The organism is Marinibaculum pumilum (assembly GCF_042646425.1).
Lineage (GTDB): Bacteria > Pseudomonadota > Alphaproteobacteria > Ferrovibrionales > Ferrovibrionaceae > Marinibaculum > Marinibaculum pumilum.
This window is the reverse complement of the sequence record NZ_JBHRTR010000034.1, coordinates 327,857-347,102: the sequence shown is the minus strand read 5'-3', so window position 1 is coordinate 347,102 and position 19,246 is coordinate 327,857. Positions and strand designations below refer to the sequence as shown.

Sequence of the window (19,246 nt, the reverse complement as noted above, 5' to 3'; positions counted from 1 at the left end):
ATTCACATGGCGCCGGGGCCGCCTATGTTCCAGTGGCGCTGCGCAGCGACACCACCCCGACCACAGAACCACCTGGGACATCAGATGGAACCGATCCTGCTTTACGGCTTCCCCGCAGGAAGCTCGATGGGGCTCGTCGCCGCGCTGGAATGGCTCGGACAGCCCTACCGCCTGGCCCGTGTCGACATGCTGGGCGAGATGCGCCGGCCCGACTATGCCCGGCTCAACCCGCGTCACGAAACGCCGGTGCTGATCACCGACCGGGGCCAGCCGCTGACGGAAACGATGGCGATCGCCGCCTGGCTCGAAGCGCGGGACGCCGACCGCCGCATCAGCTTCGATCCTGCATCTCCGGAGGCCGACCGCATGCACCAGCTGATGGGCTTCGTGAACTCCGGCTTCACCGGCGCCTTCAGCGCGCTCTGGGTGGCGATGGAGATGGCCCAGCCCGACCCGGCCTATCAGGAGGCGCTGCACCGCTTCGGCCGCGATGCCGTAATGCAACGCCACGACAAGCTGGAGGGGATGATCGGCGAGACGCCCTTCCTGCTGGGGGAGCTGCCATGCCTGGCCGACGGCCTGCTGGTCGGCGTCGCCCGCTGGCTGGACATCCACGCGGTTGCGGACCCGGCCCGCTGGCCGAAGCTGCAGGCGCTGCGGCAGCGGATCGAGGCAGAGCCGGCCGTGCGGTACGCGCTGGCCCTGGAGGCCGGCGATACGGCTGCGGGAACAGGGGCCTGCCTCGGCCACCTGCCGCTGGCGGAGGTGATCGCACGCTACGGGCGCTGACCCCGACGGCGGTGCCGCCGGTTCGCCGGCGGCGCCGCCACCGCCCGCATCCGGGCCGCGTCAGTCGGCCAGCGCCTCCCGGAACATGCGCAGCGCCGCGATCTGCCCATCGGCGGACGGGATCCGCCAGGCCGGAAACAGCATCGCCATGTCTGCGCCCAGGCGCCGCCAGCCGGCCGCCGCCGCGGCCCAGCGCTCAGGCTGGTCCTCCTTCGCCGCGATCCAGGCTTCCAGCCCGAACGAGACACGGTCCCGGCCATTTTCCTTCAGCAGGCCGTCGAGCTCCGCCAGTCGGGCCTCGGCCTTTTCGTCGGGCGGGATGATCGGCATCCAGCCGTCGCCGATCCGCGCCGCCCGCTTCAGCACCGCGTCGGAGGTGCCGCCGAACCAGACCGGGATCGGGCGCTGCACCGGGCGCGGCCGGACATTGACCGCGCGCATCCGGTGGAAGCGGCCGTCGACGGTGACAAGGTCCTCGGTCCACAGGCGGCGCATCACCTCGACCTGCTCCGCCTGGCGCGCGCCGCGGGTCGACCAGTCCATGTCCAGCGCCTCGTACTCGACATGGTTCCAGCCGCCGCCGATGCCCAGCCGCAGGCGGCCGCCGCTCAGCAGGTCGACCTCCGCCGCCTGCTTCGCCACCAGCGCGGTCTGCCGCTGCGGCAGCACCAGGACGCCGCTGGACAGGCCGATGGAACGGGTGCAGCCCGCCAGGAAGGCCAGGGTGGTGAAGGTCTCGTGGAAATCGTGGCTCTCGTCGTAGAACGGCGTCCAGCCATCCCGCGCCGCGGTGCCCAGGACATGGTCGGGCACCTCGATCATGGCATAGCCCAGATCCTCCGCCGCCTGCGCCCAGTCGCGGATCTTCGCCGGATCGTCGCCGATATCGTTGGTCGGGAAGAAGGCGTTCAGGCGCATGGCGTCCTCGTGTCGATCAGCGCTTCAGCAGCCGGTCCAGCCAGGGGAAGACCCGTTCGTCGAAGACCTCCCGCCCGGCGCCTTCGCAATGGCCGCCCGCGCCCTCGGCCGCAGTGAAGCGCACGAATTCCGCCGGCGTCTCCAGCATCCCCGCCAGCAGCGAACCCTGGCCGGTGGAGACGACATCGATCTCGTTGTCGCAAATCAGGCAGGGGCAGGCGATCCGCTCGGCGCGGCCCGCCAGCGAGAAGTCGCGCATCGCCCGGATATAGGCCTGTACCGACGACAGCCCGTGCGCCGCCATGCGCGGCCAGAACAGAAGCTGCCCCTCCGGACGGGCGACCAGCGCCTCGAACGCCGCCTCGGCCTCCGTGCCGTCCTGGTCGAGCAGCGCCTTCAGCCGCTCCGGCAGGCGCTGCAGGATCGCCGCCCCCATATCGACCTGCCCGGGATCCGCCACCAGGGCTTTCAGTCGCGGCTCGCCGCTGGCGCCCCGCGGCATCAGGTAGCCGCCGAAGCTGATCCCCACCCCGGCGATGCGGTCGCCGTCGACCGGTGCCATCCCCTGGGCGGCATCGACCACTGCCGGCAGGACATGCTCGAAATCGGGTCGCATGAAGGCCCTTCGCGCAGGATCGTACAGGGTACAGCCCTGGCCGGGACCGTCGAAGGCCAGCACGGCATAGCCGCGCGCCAGGGCCGGCCAGCCGACCATGACGGCGGTCTCCTCCGCCGTGCCGTCATAGCCCGACGGCATCACCAGGGTCGGCCAGGGGCCATCCTCCGCCGGGCCCGGATGCAGCAGATAGGCCCAGAGCGAGCGCCCCTCGAACGGCAGTTCGACACGCCCGCCATGGAACGGCGACTGCGCCAGGGCCGCGCGGAAACAGGCGACCAGCCGCGGCCAGGCCGCCTGCAGCTCGGCGCAGTCCAGGTCCACCCGGTGGAAGAAGCAGGCCTGGCGCCAGGCCTCCGTCGCACGCAGGTACAGGCCGAGCGCGGTCTGCCGCTGGCCCGCCGCAGCCGCCGCCCGCCCCCGTGCCTCCAGCGATGCGGCAAGCTTCGACCAAGCCGCATGCCAGCTCGCCGTATCACCGTCGGCAATGCTGGCGGCGACAGCCATCACCTCGCCGACGCTGGCGGCGCCGAGATAGACCTTGCCCAGGCTCCGGTTCAGCTGGCTGTTGAAATCCAGCGTTGCGAACGGCGCGATCGTTCCTGAAGCCATCCTGTGCCCCCCGGCTCCGCCGATCCGGTCCCGCCGGTCGCAGCTGCGGGCATGATACCCCAGGCGAAGCGGCAGGTCACAGCGCCGCGGGCAGGGCCAGGGCGAAAGCGCGGTGCGGCTATTCGGCGGCCGCGCGGAACGCCTGCCGGAACTGCGTCTCCATTTCGCGACGGACCTGCACCGTATCGTCGGCCGCGTCGAATGCCACGTCCGACCAGGTGAGCGACTGGCCGGCAGCCACCGCATGATTCAGCCTGACACCCTGGGCGAGGCCGATCGGCAGCGCCCCCATCTCCAGCGAGCGTACCGCCGGGATCAGCTTTCCCCAGACGGTGGCGCCGCCCTCGCCGTCCAGGACGGTGCCGGCGGCCAGGTCGCTCTTGGCGGTGGCGACCACGTCGCCGCGGAAGTCGCGGGTGGCGCCGGTCGGCTTGCCCAGCAGGCCGGCCGACAGCACCGAGATATTGAGTTCCAGGCCGATCAGGTGGAACGGCTTGAACATCGCGGAATAGCGGCCCGAGGCATCGGTGTTCATGCCGTACTGGCGGAAGCAGTCCGCGGCATAGGCGTTCGGCGCCTCCAGCACCACATAGACGCCCCAGCGCAGGTCCTTGAAGACCGGGCGGCCGTCGCGCTCCAGCGAGGACACGACCTCCACCTGCCCTTTGCATTCCAGCTGGCCGCCCACATCCCGCGGCCGCAGGACATGGGCAAGGTCGTCCATGCCGCAGGGCGGAAAGGCCAGGCCGTCCGACGGCGGCGACAGGGCGCAGGCATTGGCGATCGCCGCCATCTCCAGCGCCGACTTGGTGCCGTCCAGGAAGGAGTTGAACATCTTGGAGTTCATGCCGGCGGCTTCCGCCTGCGCCGCGGTCAGGCCGTAATGGTCCCAGACCGTGTCCGGGGTCGAGGCATGGTAGGCCGGCAGGTATTTCGTCCCCTTGCCGGCGGCGACCACCTCGAAGCCGCAGCAGCGCGCCCAGTCCACCAGTTCGCAGGTCAGCGCCGGCTGGTCGCCATAGGCCATCGAATAGACCGTGCCGGCGGACGCCGCCTCCCGCGCCAGCAGCGGCCCGGCCAGCACGTCGGCCTCCACATTGACCATCACCACATGCTTGCCCTGGGCGAAGGCCAGGCGGGCATGGCGCACGCCGGCCGGCGGATGGCCCGTCGCCTCCACCACCACGTCGACATCGTCGGCGGCGATCGCGGCGGCGGCATCGTCGGTGAAGCGGGTGGCCGCAACCAGGTCCTCCGGCCAGCCCACGGTGCGGCAGGCGGCCTTCGCCGCATCCGGGCGCAGGTCGGCGATGGCGGTCACGACCAGCCCCGGGGTGGTCGGCACCTGGCTCAGGAACATCGAGCCGAACTTGCCCGCGCCGATCAGCAGGACGCGGACGGGTTTCGACGCGGCAGCGCGCGCCATCAGGTCGGCATGCAGGTACATCGCGCCCTCCTATTCCGCGGCCGCGGGTGCGGGTTCCGCCATCCCGGCCCGCCCTGCAAGTTCCGACAGGCAGTCGTCCGGCAGCGCCCGGATGGCTTCGAAGTCGCGATGCGCGATCCATTCCTTGCGCTGGAAGCGGCGGATGTGATTGTCCACATGGTTGAGCGACAGGTAGACGATGGTGCGTCCGAACGGGCTGATGTTCGGCGGGCTGGCATGGACCAGCAGGGAGGAGAACATCAGCACCGAGCCCGCCGGCCCGGTCGGCGCGACGCAGCCGCCCTCGTCGGCCAGCGCCTTCACCGTCTCGCGGTCCAGGGTCCAGAGCGGATAGCTGGTGGTTTCCAGGTCGTGGCCGGCGGCGACCACGCCTTTCCTGTGGCTGCCCGGAATGAACAGCAGCGGGCCGTTCGCCGCGGTCACCTCGTCCAGGAACACGGCGATGTTCATCGCCCGCGGCTCCGGCATGTCGTCGTCGCGCTGCCAGGTGCCGTAGTCCTGGTGCCACTGCCAGACCTCGCCGTCGAAGGCGGCCTTCGCGTTCACCTTGTACTGGTGCATGTAGACCGGCCCGCCGAGGATCTGCATCACCGGTTCGATCAGCCGCGGATGCGCACCCAGCCGGCGGAACGCCTCGTTGTAGCGGTGCGCGGCGAAGGCGGTGCGCGGCGCGCCGCTCTTCTCCCGCCAGACCTCGTCGCGGTGCAGGGCATAGACCTCGTCCGCGGCGCGGTGCAGGACCCCGGCCTCCTGCGGGGTGAAGCGGCCGGGGAAGAACAGGTAGCCCTGTTCGTCGAAGCGCCGGAGTTCGTCTTCGCTCAGTTTCATGATGGCGTTTCCTCGGGTTCCGGTTATTCGGGTGCCGGTTATTCGGGTGCCGGTTATTCGGGTTCGGCTTTCTGTTCTTTCGTCAGACGCGCCGCGGTCCGTTCGGCGGCGGTCTCGGCATGGTCCAGCGACAGGTGTTCCGCCGCGCCGGCATCGCCGGCACGGATCGCGTCGAAGATCGCGCAGTGCTGGCGCCAGACCAGCGGATGCTCGCCGGGATCGGCCAGTACGGCCTGGATCGAGCGGCGGAAATGCACCCAGTGGGGCCGTGCCACCTCCTCGATCACCGGATTGCCGGACAGCCGGTAGATCGCGGTGTGAAAGGCCACGTCCGCGTCAACCTTGGCAGCGAAATCGCCGCTGCCGCGGGGCGCCGACTGCTCCACGAGCAGCGCCTCGACCTCCGCCAGCGGCCCGGCCGGCGCGGTGCCTGCCGCCACCCTGGCGGCGGCCAGCCCGGCCGCCAGCGCATCGAGGCGCCCGCGCACGGCGTAGAGGTGGCACAGCCGCTCCGGCTCCACCGGCGCGACCGTCAGCCCCTTGCGGCCGAGCTCGACCAGGATCCCCTGCTCCTTCAGCACGTTCAGCGCATGGCTGACCGGCTGGCGGGAAACGCCGAGCCGCTGCGCGAGATCCTCCTGCGCCAGCCGCTCGCCGGCCTGGAAGGTGCCGTCGACGATCGCGCCGACGATGGCGTCGCGGACGCGCTCGGTCAGTGCGGGTTCCGGTGCGAAAGGCTTCACGGACGGACCTGGATTTTTGAATTCCGAATTCGGAAATTCTCCGACCGAATGCCGGGCGCGTCAACGCCCCGCCGGCACGACCGGGGCTAGGACGCGGTGCCGGACGGAGCGGACTCGCCGGCCGGCCAGGCGGAAATCGCCTGCGCGGCGACGGCGCGAAGCATCTCGCGACTGAAGCCGGCCTTGGCCTGCACCGACATGCCGTGGAGGACGGCCATGACGAAGGCCGCGAGCACGTCGGGACTGGCATCCGGCGGCAGGTCGCCTTCCGCCCTGGCGCGCTCGAACCGCTCGCGAAGCTGCGCCTCGCCTTCCGCGCGCGCCTCGACCAGCGCCAGCCGCACGGGCTCCGAAGCATCCGACCCCGCCAGATTGCCGGTGATGCCCAGGCAGCCCCTGTGCTCGGGATAGCGGGTGTTCAGGTCGATCGCGCCGTCCAGAAGGTGCGCGACCACCTCCCGGGAGGTCGGGCGCAGAAGCGCCTCCGGCAGGTAGTCCAGGTAATGTTCGTTGTAGCGGGCCAGGGCGCGGCGGAAGAGCGCCTCCTTGTTGCCGAAGGCGGCATAGAGGGCCGGCCGCTCCACCCCGGTCGCCGCGGTCAGGTCGGCATAGGAGGCGCCCTCATAGCCCTTGCGCCAGAACACCCCCAGCGCGGCATCGAGGGCCTCCTCCACATCGAATTCGCGATGGCGTCCCATCAGGTCGGTCCGGCTCGTTTCATAATGAGCGTTATTTAATCTCTTGACCGCCTTCCGTCCAAATTCCATATCGATCGTTATCGTAATGATCATTACGATATAAAGCGCAGCGTACCGGCTGCCGCCGGGCGCTGCCCGACCGCATATGGAAGGAACGGTCATGACCGGATTGCTGGCGGGCAAGGCTGCCCTCGTCACCGGCGGCTCGCGCGGCCTTGGCGCCGCCACCGCGGAGGCGCTTGCCGCAAAGGGCGCGGATGTCGCCATCAGCTACCTGTCTTCGGCGGACAAGGCCGCAGCGGTGGTGCAGAAGCTGGAGGGCATGGGCGTCCGCGCCCTCGCCGTCCGCAGCGACCAGGCGGATCTCTCCGCCGCCGGGCCGCTGATCGAGCAGGTGATCGCCGCCTTCGGCAGGCTCGACATCCTCGTCGCCAATGCCGCCGTCGCGGTCCAGGGCCGGACGGTCGACGATCCGGACTTCGACGCCGTGGCCCATGACCGCCAGTGGCAGGTCAATGTCATGGGCCCGGTCGCCACCACCCGGGCGGCCGCGCCCCGGCTGACGGATGGCGGGCGCATCATCTATATCGGTTCCCTGCTCGGCTCCCATGTGCCCTTCCCCGGTGTCGCCGACTATGCCGGCACGAAGGCCGCGCTGGCCGGCTATGCCAGGGGGGTGGCGCGCGACCTCGGCCCGCGCAACATCACGGTCAATATCGTCCAGCCGGGGATCATGCCCACCGACATGGCGGCTTCGGTCGCCGGCGACCTGCCCGACCACGAGCAGATCCTGGACCTGCACACGATCCGCCGCATCGCGACGGTCGAGGAGGTGGCGGATAGTGTCGGCTTCCTGGCCGGACCCTCCGCCGGCTACATCACCGGCCAGGCGATCAACGTCGCCGGCGGCCTGGGCGCCTGAGCAGGCTGCGCGGCCGACCTGCACTCTCCCGGCGCCGCCTTGCCAAAGGGGCGCCGGGAGCCCATCTCTGTCGCAGGCGAGGACGACCTCGCCCGGCCTCCCTGGTCCGCAGACGGGACGACCCGATACCCATCGGAGCCGTCCCATGCGCAGCACTGCAGACCGTATCCGCCAGGCCGTCAGCTTCGAGGCCATTGGCCTTTTGCTCGTCACCCCGCTCTTTGCTTGGGCATTCGCCCACCCGCTCGACCAGATCGGTGCCCTCGCCCTGCTCGGCGGGACTGCGGCAATGCTGTGGAACTACCTGTTCAACCTGGGCTTCGACCGCGCCCTGAAGCGCTGGCGCGGCAGCCCGCGCAAGACCCTGAAGCTGCGGTGCGCCCATGCGGCGCTGTTCGAGCTGTCCTTGATGGCGATGCTGCTGCCGGTCTTCGCCTGGTGGCTGGACGTGTCGCTGGCCGAGGCGCTGCTGATGGATCTCTCCTTCAGCGCCTTCTACATGGCCTATACCTTCGTCTTCACCTGGGGGTATGACGGGCTGTTCCCGCCGGCCGGGGCGCGAGCGGAGACATAGCCGCCCGGCGTCACGCCTCCGCTACGGCTGGCAGTGCGTCCGCCAGCGTTCCACGCAGGTCCGCGCCGTCTCGTCCGCCGGGCGCTTCCACCAGTCCTCGGCGGAGAAGATCTCCACCTCCTGCGGGCCGTCGAAACCGGCGGCCAGCACCAGGCGGCGCAGGCGGGCGAGGTCGATCACCCCGTCGCCCATCATGCCGCGGTCCAGCAGCAGGTCCTTCGTCGGCACCAGCCAGTCGCAGATATGGTGGGCCAGGATCCGGTTGCCTTCGCCGGCACGCGCCAGCGCCGCCTCCAGCCGCGGGTCCCACCAGACATGGTAGGCGTCCACCGCAACGCCGATGCCGCCGGTATTATCCGGGTCCAGGATGTCGCAGACGTCCAGCGCCTGGTCGATGGTGTTGATGCAGGCGCGGTCGGCCGCATACATCGGGTGCAGCGGCTCGATCGCCAGCGGCATCTTCGCGTTCCGGCAGCGCTCCAGGATCGCGGCGATGCCGTCGGCGACCATCTGCCGGGCGGCGCCGATATCCTTCGATCCGTCGGGCAGGCCGCCGACCACCAGCACCAGGCAGTCGGCCGACAGCGCCACCGCCTCTTCCAGCGCGCGCAGATTGTCGTCGATGGCGGCCTGGCGTTCCTCCGGGGTCGCGGCCGGGAACATGCCGCCGCGGCACAGGCCGGTGACCTGCAGCCGGTTCTCCCGCACCGCGCGGGCGGCACGGTCCAGGCCCACCGCGGCGATCTGGTCGCGCCAGGGGGCGATGGCGGTGATGCCGTGCTTCAGGCAGACATCGACCGCCTGCACCAGGTCGCACTGGCCGCGCAGGGTGGCCAGGTTGATGGACAGCTTCTTCAGGTCTGGCTCGCTCATGCGCTGATCTTTCCCGGCTTCGGCATCGCATCCATCGCCTGCCAGTCTGGCAGCGGGCCGACCCCCAGGCCCGGCGTGTCGAGGGAGCCGATGGCGATGCTGCCGTCGCGGATGTTCAGTCGGGCGCGCCCCGCCTGCCGGTGGTAGATGTCGGGATGCGCCGACAGGAAGGCCGCCTGCTCCGCCTCCGGCGCGCCGGCCATGCCGTCGACATAGTGGTGGCCGTTGCGCTCCACATGGCTGCAGCCGATCAGGGTGGCGAGCGCCAGGTCCTGCTGCACCGCCACGCCGGCCTGGGTGGTCAGGTCCTCCGCCGACATGAAGTAGCGCTCCGCACCGGCTTCCTCGTTCCAGGCGGCGGTGCGCGCGCGGTTCAGGAGGCTGCGGTAGAAGCCCTTGCAGGACTTCGACGAGATGCCGCCATAGCCCAAAGCCTTGGCCCGCGGGAAGACATCGATATCGGCGTCGGACTCGTCGACCTCCACCGGCGCGGCTTCGGCCAGCGGGCCCAGCGGGGCGGACAGGGCGGCGGCGCGGGCGATCGGCTGCTCGATGAACAGGATCGAGGCGCGCAGCCGTTCCAGCCGCGGCTCGGCGGCGATGCGGTGCCACAGCTCCAGCACCGCCTCCGGCGTCCTGTACTGCTCGTTGCCGTCCAGGGTGGAGCGGTAGGGCGCGGGCTGCGCGTCGATCACCGCGGCGATGCCGCAGAGCCGGTCGATATCGGCATCGACATCGCCCTGCACCTTGAGCTTGAAGCTGCGCAGGCCGTAGGTGGCGACCGCCGCCTCCAGGCTCTGCGGCAGGCCGTCGTCCAGCCTGGCATCCGCCGGGATATCGGCGTCGGTCAGGGAATCCACCAGCCCGACCGTGTGCCGCGCCTCGATGGTCGCCGCCGGCGCCAGGCCGGCCAGGAAGCCGCCGATATCGAACCCCTGCAGGTCGGGCGCGGTGTCGCTGCCGATGCCCAGCCGGTTCTCCGCCACCGCGCGGAACACGGACACGCCGTCGCGCCGGCAGACCGCGTCGATGATGGCCCGGTCGACCAGCGCCAGGCCGAAGCCGGCGACCAGGCCGTTCAGCCCCTCCGCCGCGCAGGCCGCGTGATGGTCCGCCTCGTGGGCCGCATGCAGGGCGAAGGGCGCCAGGTCCTGCGGCCCCGCCAGGGTGCGCTCCGCGGCCAGCAGCAGCGAGCGGCGCAGCTGGTCGAAGTTCTGCTCGTTGGTCAGGTCCGGGTTCTTGTCGAACCATTTCGGCGCCAGCATCTCGGCTGCGATGCCGGTGCTGCCGTCCGCCAGTTTCAGGCGGACGAAGACCTGCGGCGCATGGGTCAGGGTGACGATGCCGAAGCGGAACGGCATGCGCAGCACCACCGGGCGCTCGAACAGGTCGATGGATACGACCGATGCCTTTGTCACCTTGCTCATCGGATCGCCTCCAGGATGCCTTTCACATAGCCGATGGACCGCGCGGCGCAGGCGCCGCCGTCGGGCTTGTAGACGAACGGCTCGAAGGCGATATCGCCGTCATAGCCGGTGTCTATCAGCGCCTGCAGGATCGGCGTGAAGGGCAGGTCCCCCTCCCCCGGCCCGCGGCGGTTGGTGTCGTTCAGCTGGATATGCCGCACCAGGCCCGAGGGCATCCATTCGCGGATCACCTCGCCCACCGGCTGCGCCTCCGTCTGGGAGGCGGCGCTGCAGTCGATCATCGTGCGCAGATGCGGGTTGTCGATGCGGCGCACGATCTCGGCTGCCTCCGCGACGGTATGCACGAAGTCGTTCTCCTTCGGCGCCAGCGGCTCCAGGCAATAGGTGACCCCCGCGGCCCGCGCGGCCTCGCCCGCGATCGCCAGCATCTCCACCGCGCGCTCGACCGCGCCCCCATCGCCGCCGGTGCGCCGCTGGTGCGGCGAGCCGTGCACCAGCACCCGGCAGTCGAGTTCGCCGGCCAGGGCGCAGAGCCGCTCGATCACCCGGCGGGTCGCCGCCCGTACATCCGGGTCGGGATCGGTGATCGACAGGCCCTTCGGCGCCAGCAGCAGCCAGTGCAGGCCGGTGGCGGCCAGGCCGTTATCGGCCAGCGACCGGCGCACCGCCTGCACCTCGGCCGCTGTCAGCGCGGTCGGGTCGTCGGCCAGGGTGAAGGGCGCGATCTCCAGCCCCTCATAGCCCAGGGCGGCGGCATAGGCGCATTGCTCGGCGAAGGGCAGGTGCCGCAGCACCTCATTGCACAGAGAGAGGCGCAGAGGGGATTGTGTCGTCATCGGTTCAGGTCTGGTCCTTGTCGGTGTCCCCGCGGCGTCCCGGCAGCAGCCGGCGAAGCCCGTTGCCGGCCACCCGCCGCACGGCGGAGAAGCTGAACAGGATCGTCGCCAGGCAGGCGAGCCACAGCACGATCGAGATCGGGCGGGTCAGGAAGGGTTCGAAACTGCCGTCGGTCAGGGTCATGCCGCGGCGCAGCGACTTGTCGAGGATGTCGCCCAGCACGATGCCCAGCACCAGCGGCGCCATCGGGTATTTCATCTCGCGCAGGGCGAAGCCGACCAGGCCCATCGCCAGCATCACCCAGATGTCGAAGACCCGGCTGGCGATGGCGAAGGCGCCGACGGTGCAGAGCACGAAGACGATCGGCATCAGCCGCTCGCGCGGCACCGACAGCACCGTCAGCAGCGGCCGGGTCAGCGCCAGGCCCAGGACCAGGATGCCGATGGCGGCGAACAGCAGCATGCCCGCCACCTCGAACACGAAGGCCGGGCTTTCGATCATGATCAGGGGGCCGGGCCGGATGCCGTGGATCAGCAGCGCGGCCAGCAGCACCGCCGCCGGGGCGGAGCCGGGCACCGCCAGCACCAGCACCGGGATCAGCGCGCCCGGCACCGCGGCATTGTTGCCGGTCTCAGATGCCAGCAGCCCTTCGCGGCTGCCCTTGCCGAACTGCGCCTTTTCGCGGCTGGCGCGGCGGGCGGCGGCATAGGAGGACCAGGCGCCCATATCCTCCCCCACCCCGGGGATCAGGCCCATCAGGGTGCCCAGGATGCCGGACCGGAACAGGGTGCGCCTGTAGCCCCACAGGGTGCGCAGCTTCGGCAGGGCGGCGGAGCCCATGTCGCGCAGCACGTCGTAGCGGCGCGCCTTCATCACCGACAGGATCTCCGCGAAGCCGAAGGCCCCGACCAGGGCCGGCAAGAGGCCGATGCCGCCGGCCAGGTCGGTCCAGCCATAGCTGAAGCGCTGATAGGCGTGGATCCCCTCCTGCCCGACGGTGGCGAGCAGCAGCCCCAGGAAGCCGGCGATCCAGCCCTTCACCGGGTTGTCGATGGCGGTCAGGTGGCCGGAGATGATGATGCCGAACACCGCCAGCCAGAAGAATTCGAAGGAGCCGAAGCTCAGCGCGAACTCCGCCAGCAGCGGCGCCACCAGCGCCAGGGCGATCAGGCCGATCACCGTGCCGATGGCGGAGCCCGCGGTACTGAGCACCAGCGCCTCCCCCGCCCGGCCGGCCCGCGCCATCGGGAAGCCGTCCAGGGCGCTGGCGGCATTGGCCGGGGTGCCGGGGATGTTCAGCAGGATGGCGCTGCGGCTGCCGCCGTAGATGGCGCCGACATACATGCAGATCAGGATCAGGATCGCGTCGCCGGGCGCCATCCGGAAGGTCAGGGTGGTCAGCAGGGCCACGCCAAGGGTCGCGGTCAGCCCCGGCATCATGCCGACCGCCATGCCCAGCAGGGTCGCCCAGAGCACCGCGAACAGCGCGATCGGGTCGCTGCCGATCGTCAGCAGCCCGTCCAGGAAATAGGTGAGCCCCTCCACGGCGGCGGCCTATGGCAGCCGCACGAGGAAGATCTCCTCGAACAGATAGGTGACGGCGGCAGCGATCACGGCCGCCAGGACAAGCGCGATCGCCAGGCCGCGCAGGCGGTCCCGCAGGCTGCCCTGCGCGGGCCATTCGAAGATCGCGACGAACAGGAAGACGAAGATCGCGGTGGCCAGCCAGAACGGCAGATGGCCGACCAGGATGGCGGCATAGCCGATCGTCAGCACCAGGGTCAGCGCCACCCGGCCGGCGACCGCGCGGCCCTCGGCGCGCCCCTCCACCGTGCCCTGTTTCGCCCGTCGCCAGCCGCCGGCCCGGATTGCGCCTGCCATCAGCACGGCCCCCAGGATCGCGACGACCAGCCCCAGCAGGCCCGGGGTCAGGCCGGGCGCGGTCATCGGGTGCACGCCGAGATTCTCGAAGCGCGGCATGCGCCAGGCCTCGACCGCGGCGGCCAGGCCGAGGGCGATCAGCAGCAGCGAGAACAGGAAATCCGCGCGCGGCATCGGGGCGCTCCGGGCGGTTTGTATTGGTCCACTCCCCCCGATCCGTCGTTCCCGGGCTTGACCCGGGAACCCATTCCGCAAGCGGTGAAGTGCTGCACGGATAGCGGAATGGAACCTCGCCTCAAGGGCGAGGATGACGGTCAGGATTGTACCAGCCCTACGGCTTCGGGATGTTCAGCTCTTCCGGCGACATCGTGGTGCGGCCGGCATCGTGGAAGCTCCAGGCATCGGCCTGGATCTCCGGCCAGACCTGCTCGCGGGCGCCGTCGCCATAGGCAGGGGTGAACAGGGCGCCGCGGTTCAGGGCATAGCCCTTCAGCTCCTTGGCGTTGGGGATCTTCTCCGCCCAGATCGCGTTCATCGTCTCGATCACCTCCGGCGGCGTGCCCTCCTTCGGGATGAAGATGCCGAAGGAGGTGGCGAGCTGCGGCAGCTTCTTGTCGACGAACTGGGTGATCGGCGGCACGGTGCCGTAGCCCTCGATCTCCAGCGGCTTGTCGGACAGCACCGCCAGCGGCCGCAGCCGCTTGCCCCGCACCATCTCCGACTGCTCGGAGGCGAGCTGGGTGGTAACCTCGGCCTCGCCAGAGACCACGGCGATCACCGCCGGGTTGCCGCCGTCATAGCTGACATGGCGATAGTCCAGGCCGGTCGCGCCCTTCAGCGCCTCGATCGCGGCATGGCCCGACGAGCCCGCACCGGCGGTGGCGACCGGGACCTGCTTCTCCTTCATCGCGGCGAGCAGGTCGTCCATCGTCTTGTACGGGGTGTCCGGGTTCACGCTGACCATCGGCACGTTGGTGACGGTGGTATAGAGCTGCCAGTCGTCGACCCAGGTGTCCCACATGCCCAGCAGCTTGTAGGTGCCCAGCTGCTTCGGCGCGCCAGCGGCCCAGGTATAGCCGTCGCGGTCGGCCTCCCAGACATTCTTCTTGCCGATCGAGCCGGAGGCGCCGGGGGTGTTCACCACCACGACCTTCTGGCCCAGCTCGTTCTCCAGCACGCCGGCGGTCACACGGCTGACCTGGTCGGTGGCGCCGCCGGCGCCCCAGGGCACCACGATGGTGATCGGGCGGTCCGGCTTCCAGGCATGGTTGTCGGCCAGGGCCGAACCAGCAGTCAGCGCCAGGGCGGCAGTGAGACCCGCGGCCCCGAACAGCGCTTTCGCGTTCCGTGTCATTCCTTGTCCTCCCTTTCCAGCCGCCGCGTGCGCCATGCCGCGGCGGTTCCGTCCGGCCGCGGGTTCCCCGCGCGGCCGGTCAGCCTTCATGCGGTTCAGGCGGCGAGGCCGTGAACCGCCATCACGTCGCGCATGCGCCGGGCCGCCAGTTCGGGGTCGCGCAGCAGACGGGCCTTGTCCGCCAGCCGCAGCAGCTCCGCCAGGTGCTGGGCGGAGCGCGCGCTCTGCTGTCCGCCGACCATGGTGAAATGGTCCTGGAAGCCGTTCAGATAGGCCAGGAACACGACGCCGGTCTTGTAGAACCGGGTCGGCGCCTGGAAGACATGCCGGCTGAGCGGCACGGTCGGCTCCAGGATGTCGAAGAAGCGGTTGTCGGACCCCTTCCCCAGGGCCTGCAGCGCCGCCGATGCCGCCGGCGCGATCGGATCGAAGATGCCCAGCAGCGCGTCGGAATGGCCCTCCGCATCGCCGTGGATCAGTTCCGCATAGTTGAAGTCGTCGCCGGTATACATCCGCACGCCGTCGGGCAGGCGGCGGCGCATCGCGACCTCCTTCTCCTTCGACAGCAGCGAGATCTTCACCCCGTCGACCTTCGCCGCGTTGGCGGCAAGAACGTCCAGGCAGGTGTCCATCGCGGCCATATGGTCGCCGGAGCCCCAATAGCCTTCCAGCGCCGGGTCGAACATCTCTCCCAGCCAGTGGATGATCACCGGGCGGCGGACCTGGGACAGGATCCGGTCGTAGACCCGGGCATAGTCCTCCGGCCCCTTCGCCGCCTTCGCCAGCGCGCGGCTGGCCATCAGGATCACCCGGCCGCCCAGCCCTTCGACATAGCCGACCTGTTCCTCATAGGCGGCGATCACCTGGTCCAGCGTGACGTCGGGCCCGGGCTCCAGATGGTCGGTGCCGGCGCCGCTGGCGATCACCGGATCGTCGCTGCGCCCCTTCGCCCGGTCCAGCGCGCGGGCGATCAGCTCCTGCGCCTCCGGCCAGGCGAGCCCCATGCCGCGCTGGGCGGTGTCCATCGCCTCCGCCACCCCCAGGCCCAGGTCCCACAGGATGTCGCGATAGGCCAGGGTGCGGTCCCAGTCGATCGACGGCTGCAGCCAGGGGTCGTGCGGCGCCAGCGGATCGGCGACCACATGGGCGGCGGCGATGGCGATGCGGTTGAAGGTGCTGCGATCCGCGCGGCCGCCGTCCTGCCAGTAGGGCGATGGCTCGCGCAGGCGGAACGTCTCCAGGCGGCGGTCGGCAGTCGGCAGGGTGACTTCGGCCATGTCGGATCGGACCTCCGGCTCGTCAGATCTTCAGCTCGGGCACGTCGAGCCAGCGGCGCTCCGCCCAGCTCTGCAGGCCCAGCTCGGCCAGCTGCACGCCCCGCGCGCCCTCGGCCAGGTCGAACTTCCAGGGCGCATCTTCCGCCAGGTGGCGGATGAAGTCCTCCCACTGCAGGCGGAAGCCGTTGTCATAGACCTGCGTGTCGGGGACCTCTTCCCAGGTGCCGAAGAAGTCGATCGACTTCGGCACGTCGGGATTCCAGACCGGCTTCGGCGTGTTGACCCGGCTCTGGCTGACGCAGGAGGTCAGGCCGGCCACCGCGGAGCCGTGCGTGCCGTCGACCTGGAAGGTGACCAGGTCGTCGCGGCGCACCCGCACCGCCCAGGACATGTTGATATGGGCGACAATGCCGCCTTCGATCTGGAAGGTGGCATAGGCCGCGTCGTCGGCATCCGCCTTGTAGGTCTTGCCGTTCTCGTCCACCCGCTCCGGGATGTGGGTCGCGCCGAGGCAGGAGATCGACTGGATCGGGCCGAACAGGTTGTGCAGCACGTAGCGCCAGTGGCAGACCATGTCGAGGATGATGCCGCCGCCTTCGTTCTTGCGGTAGTTCCACGACGGCCGCTGCGCCGGCACGCCCCAGTCGCCCTCGAACACCCAGTAGCCGAACTCGCCGCGGACGGAGAGGATGCGGCCGAAATAGCCGCTATCGATCAGCAGCTTCAGCTTGCGCAGACCGGGCAGGAACAGCTTGTCCTGCACCACGCCGTGCTTCAGGCCGGACGCCTTCGCCTTTTTCGCCAGGGCGACGGCATCGTCCAGGCTCTCCGCCACCGGCTTCTCGCAATAGACATGCTTGCCCGCGTCCAGGGCCTTGCCGACCAGTTCCGCCCGCAGCTGGGTGGTGGCGGCGTCGAAGAACAGCTCGTCGTTGGCGTCGGCCAGGGCGGCATCCAGGTCGGTGGTCCAGCGGGTGATGCCGTGGGCGCGCGCCAGCCCCTCCACCTTCTCCGCGTTGCGGCCCACCAGGATCGGGTCGGGCATCACCCTGTCGCCGTTCGACAGCGCCACGCCGCCCGCATCGCGGATGGCGAGGATCGAACGCACCAGGTGCTGGTTGTAGCCCATGCGCCCGGTGACGCCGTTCATGATGATGCCGAGGCGGCGGGTAGCCATGTCGTCTTTCACTCCATGCCGAGACATTGATACAGCCGGCGCGCATAGACGCCGAAGGGCTCGGTCGATTTGAGGCCGAGCTTGCGCGGAAAGGGCAGCTCGACCGGGAAATAGTCGGCCATCCGCGCGGGCCCGGCGGTCAGGACCGCGCAATGGGTGGACAGGAAGATCGCTTCCTGGATCGAATGGGTCACGAAGACGATGGTCTTGCGGCTTTCTTCCCAGATCCGCAGGAGCTCCAGGTTCATCTTCTCCCGGGTCAGCGCGTCCAGCGCCCCGAACGGCTCGTCCATCAGGATCAGCTTCGGGTCGTGCACGAAGGCGCGCGCGATCGCCGCGCGCTGCTGCATGCCGCCGGACAGTTCGTAGGGATATTTCTCCGCCGCGTCCGCCAGGCCGACCATCTCCAGCAGGTCGCGGGCGCGCTCCCGGCTCGCCTTCTTCGGCAGGCCCAGGATCTCCGCCGGCAGCATCACATTGTCCAGGATGTTGCGCCATTTCAGCAGCAGCGCCTGCTGGAACACCATGCCGATGTCGCGGCCGGGCACCAGGCCGCCGCTCGCGCCGCCCGCGCCGGCGGAGGCGCCGATATGCACCTCGCCACCGTCATGGCCGTGCAGGCCGGCCAGGATCTTCAGCACTGTGGTCTTGCCGCAGCCGGACGGACCGACCAGGGCGACCAGTTCCCCTTCCGACACCGTCATGGTCACGTCGGAGACGGCCAGAACCTCCTCGCCGCCCGCACGATAGACCTTGCGGACATTCTCCAGCCGGATCATCGGTGTCGCTGATGCGGTGCCGGCAGCCGTCGCGCCGCCCGCCGCCCCGCCTGTGGTCGCGGATTCTATGCCGTCCTCCCTGTCCCGTGACGGCTTGCCGGCGATTGCCGCATTCGGTTCGGCCGCCCGTCGCCGGCCGCCAATCACCGGGATGCAGCCCTGACCGACATGCTATTGTCGACGGGGTCGATTTGGTAACCGGATGGTTACAACACCATCACAAAGCGGTGGGAGCGTCAACCGGACCGGCGAACGCTTCCGGCGTTCCGCCACCATGCGGACAGGCCCTCGAAACCACCGGCCCGGCCCGCGTTGACAAGGGCCACCGGCGCCATCGACAATCAAATAACCAGCCGGTTACTTACCGTGCGTCGCACGGGCCCCGCAGGCACCAGCCGCCCGGATCGCTGTTCTGGACCGGTCCGGCGGGGTTGCGCAAGCTGCAATATGGGAGGAGCAGAACAATGCTGAATCGTGCCGTCACCACGGCCGCCCTCGCCGGGGTTATGGGCCTGGCGCTCGCCACCGCGCCGCAGGCGCAGGCCGCCGACAAGACCGAGGCCAACCTGATCCTGAACTGGATCGCCGGCGGCGATCACGCGCCCTACTACTATGCCAAGCAGGAGGGCTGGTACGACAAGGCCGGCCTGGACCTGACCATCGAGCAGGGCAAGGGCTCGCAGCTGGCCACCCAGCGGGTCGGCATCGGCGCCAGCCAGCTCGGCCTGGCGGATATGGGCGTGGTGCTGACCGCGATCGGCGCCGGCGCCGACATCGTCGCGATCATGAACGTCTATGCGAACACCCCGCAGGGCTTCTATTGGCTGAAGAGCTCGGGCATCACCGGCCCGAAGGATTTCGCCGGCAAGAAGATCGGCAACCCGCCGTCGGATGCGGCGCGGGCGATGTTCCCGGTCTTCGCCAAGGCGGTCGGCATCGAGCCCGACTCGGTGCAGTGGATCAACGTGCAGCCGAACGCCAAGCTCTCGGCGCTGAAGGCCGGCTCGATCGACGTCACCACCTCGTTCTACAACATCCACCACATCTTCCAGGGCCAGCTGGGCGACGATATGGGCTTCGTCTCCTGGAAGGATGTCGGCGTGAACCCCTACGGCAATTCGCTGATCGCCAATGGCGAGTTCCTGAAGGAGAATCCGGATGCGGTCCGGACCTTCGTCGAGGTCAGCCAGAAGGCCTTCGCCTTCTGCGTCGAGAACGCGGAGGCCTGCGTTGACGCGCTGGTCGCGGCGAACACCGGCCTGAAGAAGGACAACGAGCTGCAGAACTGGAAGCTGGTCACCGAGCTGATGAGCAACGAGCATTCGCAGAATGTCGGCCTTGGCCATTTCGAGGATTCGCGGATGGCGACCGACTACGACATGGTCGAGACCTATTTCGAGATCAAGCAGCCCTATGACGTGAAGAAGGCCTATACCAACGAGTTCATCGACACGTCGATCAAGATGCCGAAGACCAGCATGTAGGCTGCGCCGC

General features: G+C 69.7%; 19 protein-coding genes. 4 read left to right on the top strand and 15 right to left on the bottom strand.

What is annotated here, in order from left to right; genetic code table 11:
- The first annotated feature begins 84 nt into the window (after positions 1 to 84).
- Complete coding sequence (locus ACFOGJ_RS21475; RefSeq protein WP_379904410.1) at positions 85 to 789, top strand: glutathione S-transferase family protein; 705 nt, start codon at positions 85 to 87, stop codon at positions 787 to 789.
- A 60-nt stretch (positions 790 to 849) separates the two neighbouring features.
- Here ACFOGJ_RS21475 and ACFOGJ_RS21470 read toward each other — a convergent pair whose 3' ends face one another.
- The 6 genes from ACFOGJ_RS21470 to ACFOGJ_RS21445 all read right to left on the bottom strand — a co-directional run bounded on the left by ACFOGJ_RS21470 (position 850) and on the right by ACFOGJ_RS21445 (position 6,651).
- Positions 850 to 1,707, bottom strand: coding sequence for an LLM class F420-dependent oxidoreductase (locus tag ACFOGJ_RS21470; RefSeq protein ID WP_379904408.1), 858 nt, complete (start codon positions 1,705 to 1,707; stop codon positions 850 to 852).
- A gap of 16 nt (positions 1,708 to 1,723) precedes the next feature.
- Positions 1,724 to 2,935, bottom strand: coding sequence for an alpha/beta hydrolase family protein (locus ACFOGJ_RS21465; RefSeq protein ID WP_379904405.1), 1,212 nt, complete (start codon positions 2,933 to 2,935; stop codon positions 1,724 to 1,726).
- Positions 2,936 to 3,053: 118 nt separating this feature from the next.
- The gene (locus ACFOGJ_RS21460; RefSeq protein WP_379904403.1) at positions 3,054 to 4,382 is read right to left on the bottom strand and encodes an NAD(P)H-dependent oxidoreductase; all 1,329 of its coding nucleotides are present in this window, start codon (positions 4,380 to 4,382) and stop codon (positions 3,054 to 3,056) included.
- A 9-nt stretch (positions 4,383 to 4,391) separates the two neighbouring features.
- A complete protein-coding gene (locus tag ACFOGJ_RS21455; RefSeq protein ID WP_379904401.1) occupies positions 4,392 to 5,210 on the bottom strand; it encodes a phytanoyl-CoA dioxygenase family protein in 819 nt (272 codons plus the stop codon).
- Between the two features lie 53 nt (positions 5,211 to 5,263).
- Positions 5,264 to 5,953, bottom strand: coding sequence for a GntR family transcriptional regulator (locus tag ACFOGJ_RS21450; protein ID WP_379904399.1), 690 nt, complete (start codon positions 5,951 to 5,953; stop codon positions 5,264 to 5,266).
- A gap of 86 nt (positions 5,954 to 6,039) precedes the next feature.
- The gene (locus ACFOGJ_RS21445) at positions 6,040 to 6,651 is read right to left on the bottom strand and encodes a TetR/AcrR family transcriptional regulator (protein WP_379904397.1); all 612 of its coding nucleotides are present in this window, start codon (positions 6,649 to 6,651) and stop codon (positions 6,040 to 6,042) included.
- Positions 6,652 to 6,811: 160 nt separating this feature from the next.
- On the opposite strand from ACFOGJ_RS21445, the gene ACFOGJ_RS21440 reads away from it, so the two are divergent.
- Together ACFOGJ_RS21440 and ACFOGJ_RS21435 are read left to right on the top strand one after the other, a co-directional pair.
- Positions 6,812 to 7,573, top strand: a complete 762-nt coding sequence (locus ACFOGJ_RS21440) for an SDR family NAD(P)-dependent oxidoreductase (protein WP_379904395.1) — start codon at positions 6,812 to 6,814, stop codon at positions 7,571 to 7,573.
- Positions 7,574 to 7,718: 145 nt separating this feature from the next.
- On the top strand, positions 7,719 to 8,147 hold the full coding sequence (locus tag ACFOGJ_RS21435) for a PACE efflux transporter (RefSeq protein ID WP_379904393.1): 429 nt from the start codon (positions 7,719 to 7,721) through the stop codon (positions 8,145 to 8,147).
- Positions 8,148 to 8,168: 21 nt separating this feature from the next.
- Here ACFOGJ_RS21435 and ACFOGJ_RS21430 read toward each other — a convergent pair whose 3' ends face one another.
- The 9 genes from ACFOGJ_RS21430 to ACFOGJ_RS21390 all read right to left on the bottom strand — a co-directional run bounded on the left by ACFOGJ_RS21430 (position 8,169) and on the right by ACFOGJ_RS21390 (position 17,752).
- Complete coding sequence (locus tag ACFOGJ_RS21430; protein WP_379904391.1) at positions 8,169 to 9,020, bottom strand: sugar phosphate isomerase/epimerase family protein; 852 nt, start codon at positions 9,018 to 9,020, stop codon at positions 8,169 to 8,171.
- Positions 9,017 to 10,447, bottom strand: coding sequence for a mandelate racemase (locus tag ACFOGJ_RS21425; protein WP_379904389.1), 1,431 nt, complete (start codon positions 10,445 to 10,447; stop codon positions 9,017 to 9,019). The genes ACFOGJ_RS21430 and ACFOGJ_RS21425 overlap by 4 nt, the downstream gene beginning before the upstream one ends.
- Positions 10,444 to 11,283 (bottom strand): sugar phosphate isomerase/epimerase family protein, encoded by an 840-nt coding sequence (locus ACFOGJ_RS21420; protein WP_379904387.1) that lies wholly within the window; start codon positions 11,281 to 11,283, stop codon positions 10,444 to 10,446. Before ACFOGJ_RS21420 ends, ACFOGJ_RS21425 begins: the two co-directional genes overlap by 4 nt.
- A 4-nt stretch (positions 11,284 to 11,287) precedes the next feature.
- Positions 11,288 to 12,829: a tripartite tricarboxylate transporter permease gene (locus tag ACFOGJ_RS21415; RefSeq protein WP_379904385.1), complete on the bottom strand. Its 1,542-nt coding sequence runs from the start codon at positions 12,827 to 12,829 to the stop codon at positions 11,288 to 11,290.
- A gap of 9 nt (positions 12,830 to 12,838) precedes the next feature.
- Positions 12,839 to 13,339 carry a tripartite tricarboxylate transporter TctB family protein gene (locus ACFOGJ_RS21410; RefSeq protein WP_379904383.1) on the bottom strand — a complete coding sequence of 167 codons (501 nt, stop codon included), beginning with the start codon at positions 13,337 to 13,339 and terminating at the stop codon, positions 12,839 to 12,841.
- A 157-nt stretch (positions 13,340 to 13,496) separates the two neighbouring features.
- The gene (locus ACFOGJ_RS21405; protein ID WP_379904381.1) at positions 13,497 to 14,519 is read right to left on the bottom strand and encodes a Bug family tripartite tricarboxylate transporter substrate binding protein; all 1,023 of its coding nucleotides are present in this window, start codon (positions 14,517 to 14,519) and stop codon (positions 13,497 to 13,499) included.
- A gap of 95 nt (positions 14,520 to 14,614) precedes the next feature.
- Positions 14,615 to 15,796, bottom strand: a complete 1,182-nt coding sequence (locus tag ACFOGJ_RS21400) for a dihydrodipicolinate synthase family protein (protein WP_379904379.1) — start codon at positions 15,794 to 15,796, stop codon at positions 14,615 to 14,617.
- 22 nt (positions 15,797 to 15,818) lie between these two features.
- Positions 15,819 to 16,973: a Gfo/Idh/MocA family protein gene (locus tag ACFOGJ_RS21395; RefSeq protein WP_379904377.1), complete on the bottom strand. Its 1,155-nt coding sequence runs from the start codon at positions 16,971 to 16,973 to the stop codon at positions 15,819 to 15,821.
- Between the two features lie 8 nt (positions 16,974 to 16,981).
- On the bottom strand, positions 16,982 to 17,752 hold the full coding sequence (locus tag ACFOGJ_RS21390) for an ABC transporter ATP-binding protein (RefSeq protein WP_379904376.1): 771 nt from the start codon (positions 17,750 to 17,752) through the stop codon (positions 16,982 to 16,984).
- Between the two features lie 464 nt (positions 17,753 to 18,216).
- On the opposite strand from ACFOGJ_RS21390, the gene ACFOGJ_RS21385 reads away from it, so the two are divergent.
- Positions 18,217 to 19,236: an ABC transporter substrate-binding protein gene (locus tag ACFOGJ_RS21385; RefSeq protein ID WP_379904374.1), complete on the top strand. Its 1,020-nt coding sequence runs from the start codon at positions 18,217 to 18,219 to the stop codon at positions 19,234 to 19,236.
- Positions 19,237 to 19,246: the final 10 nt, after the last annotated feature.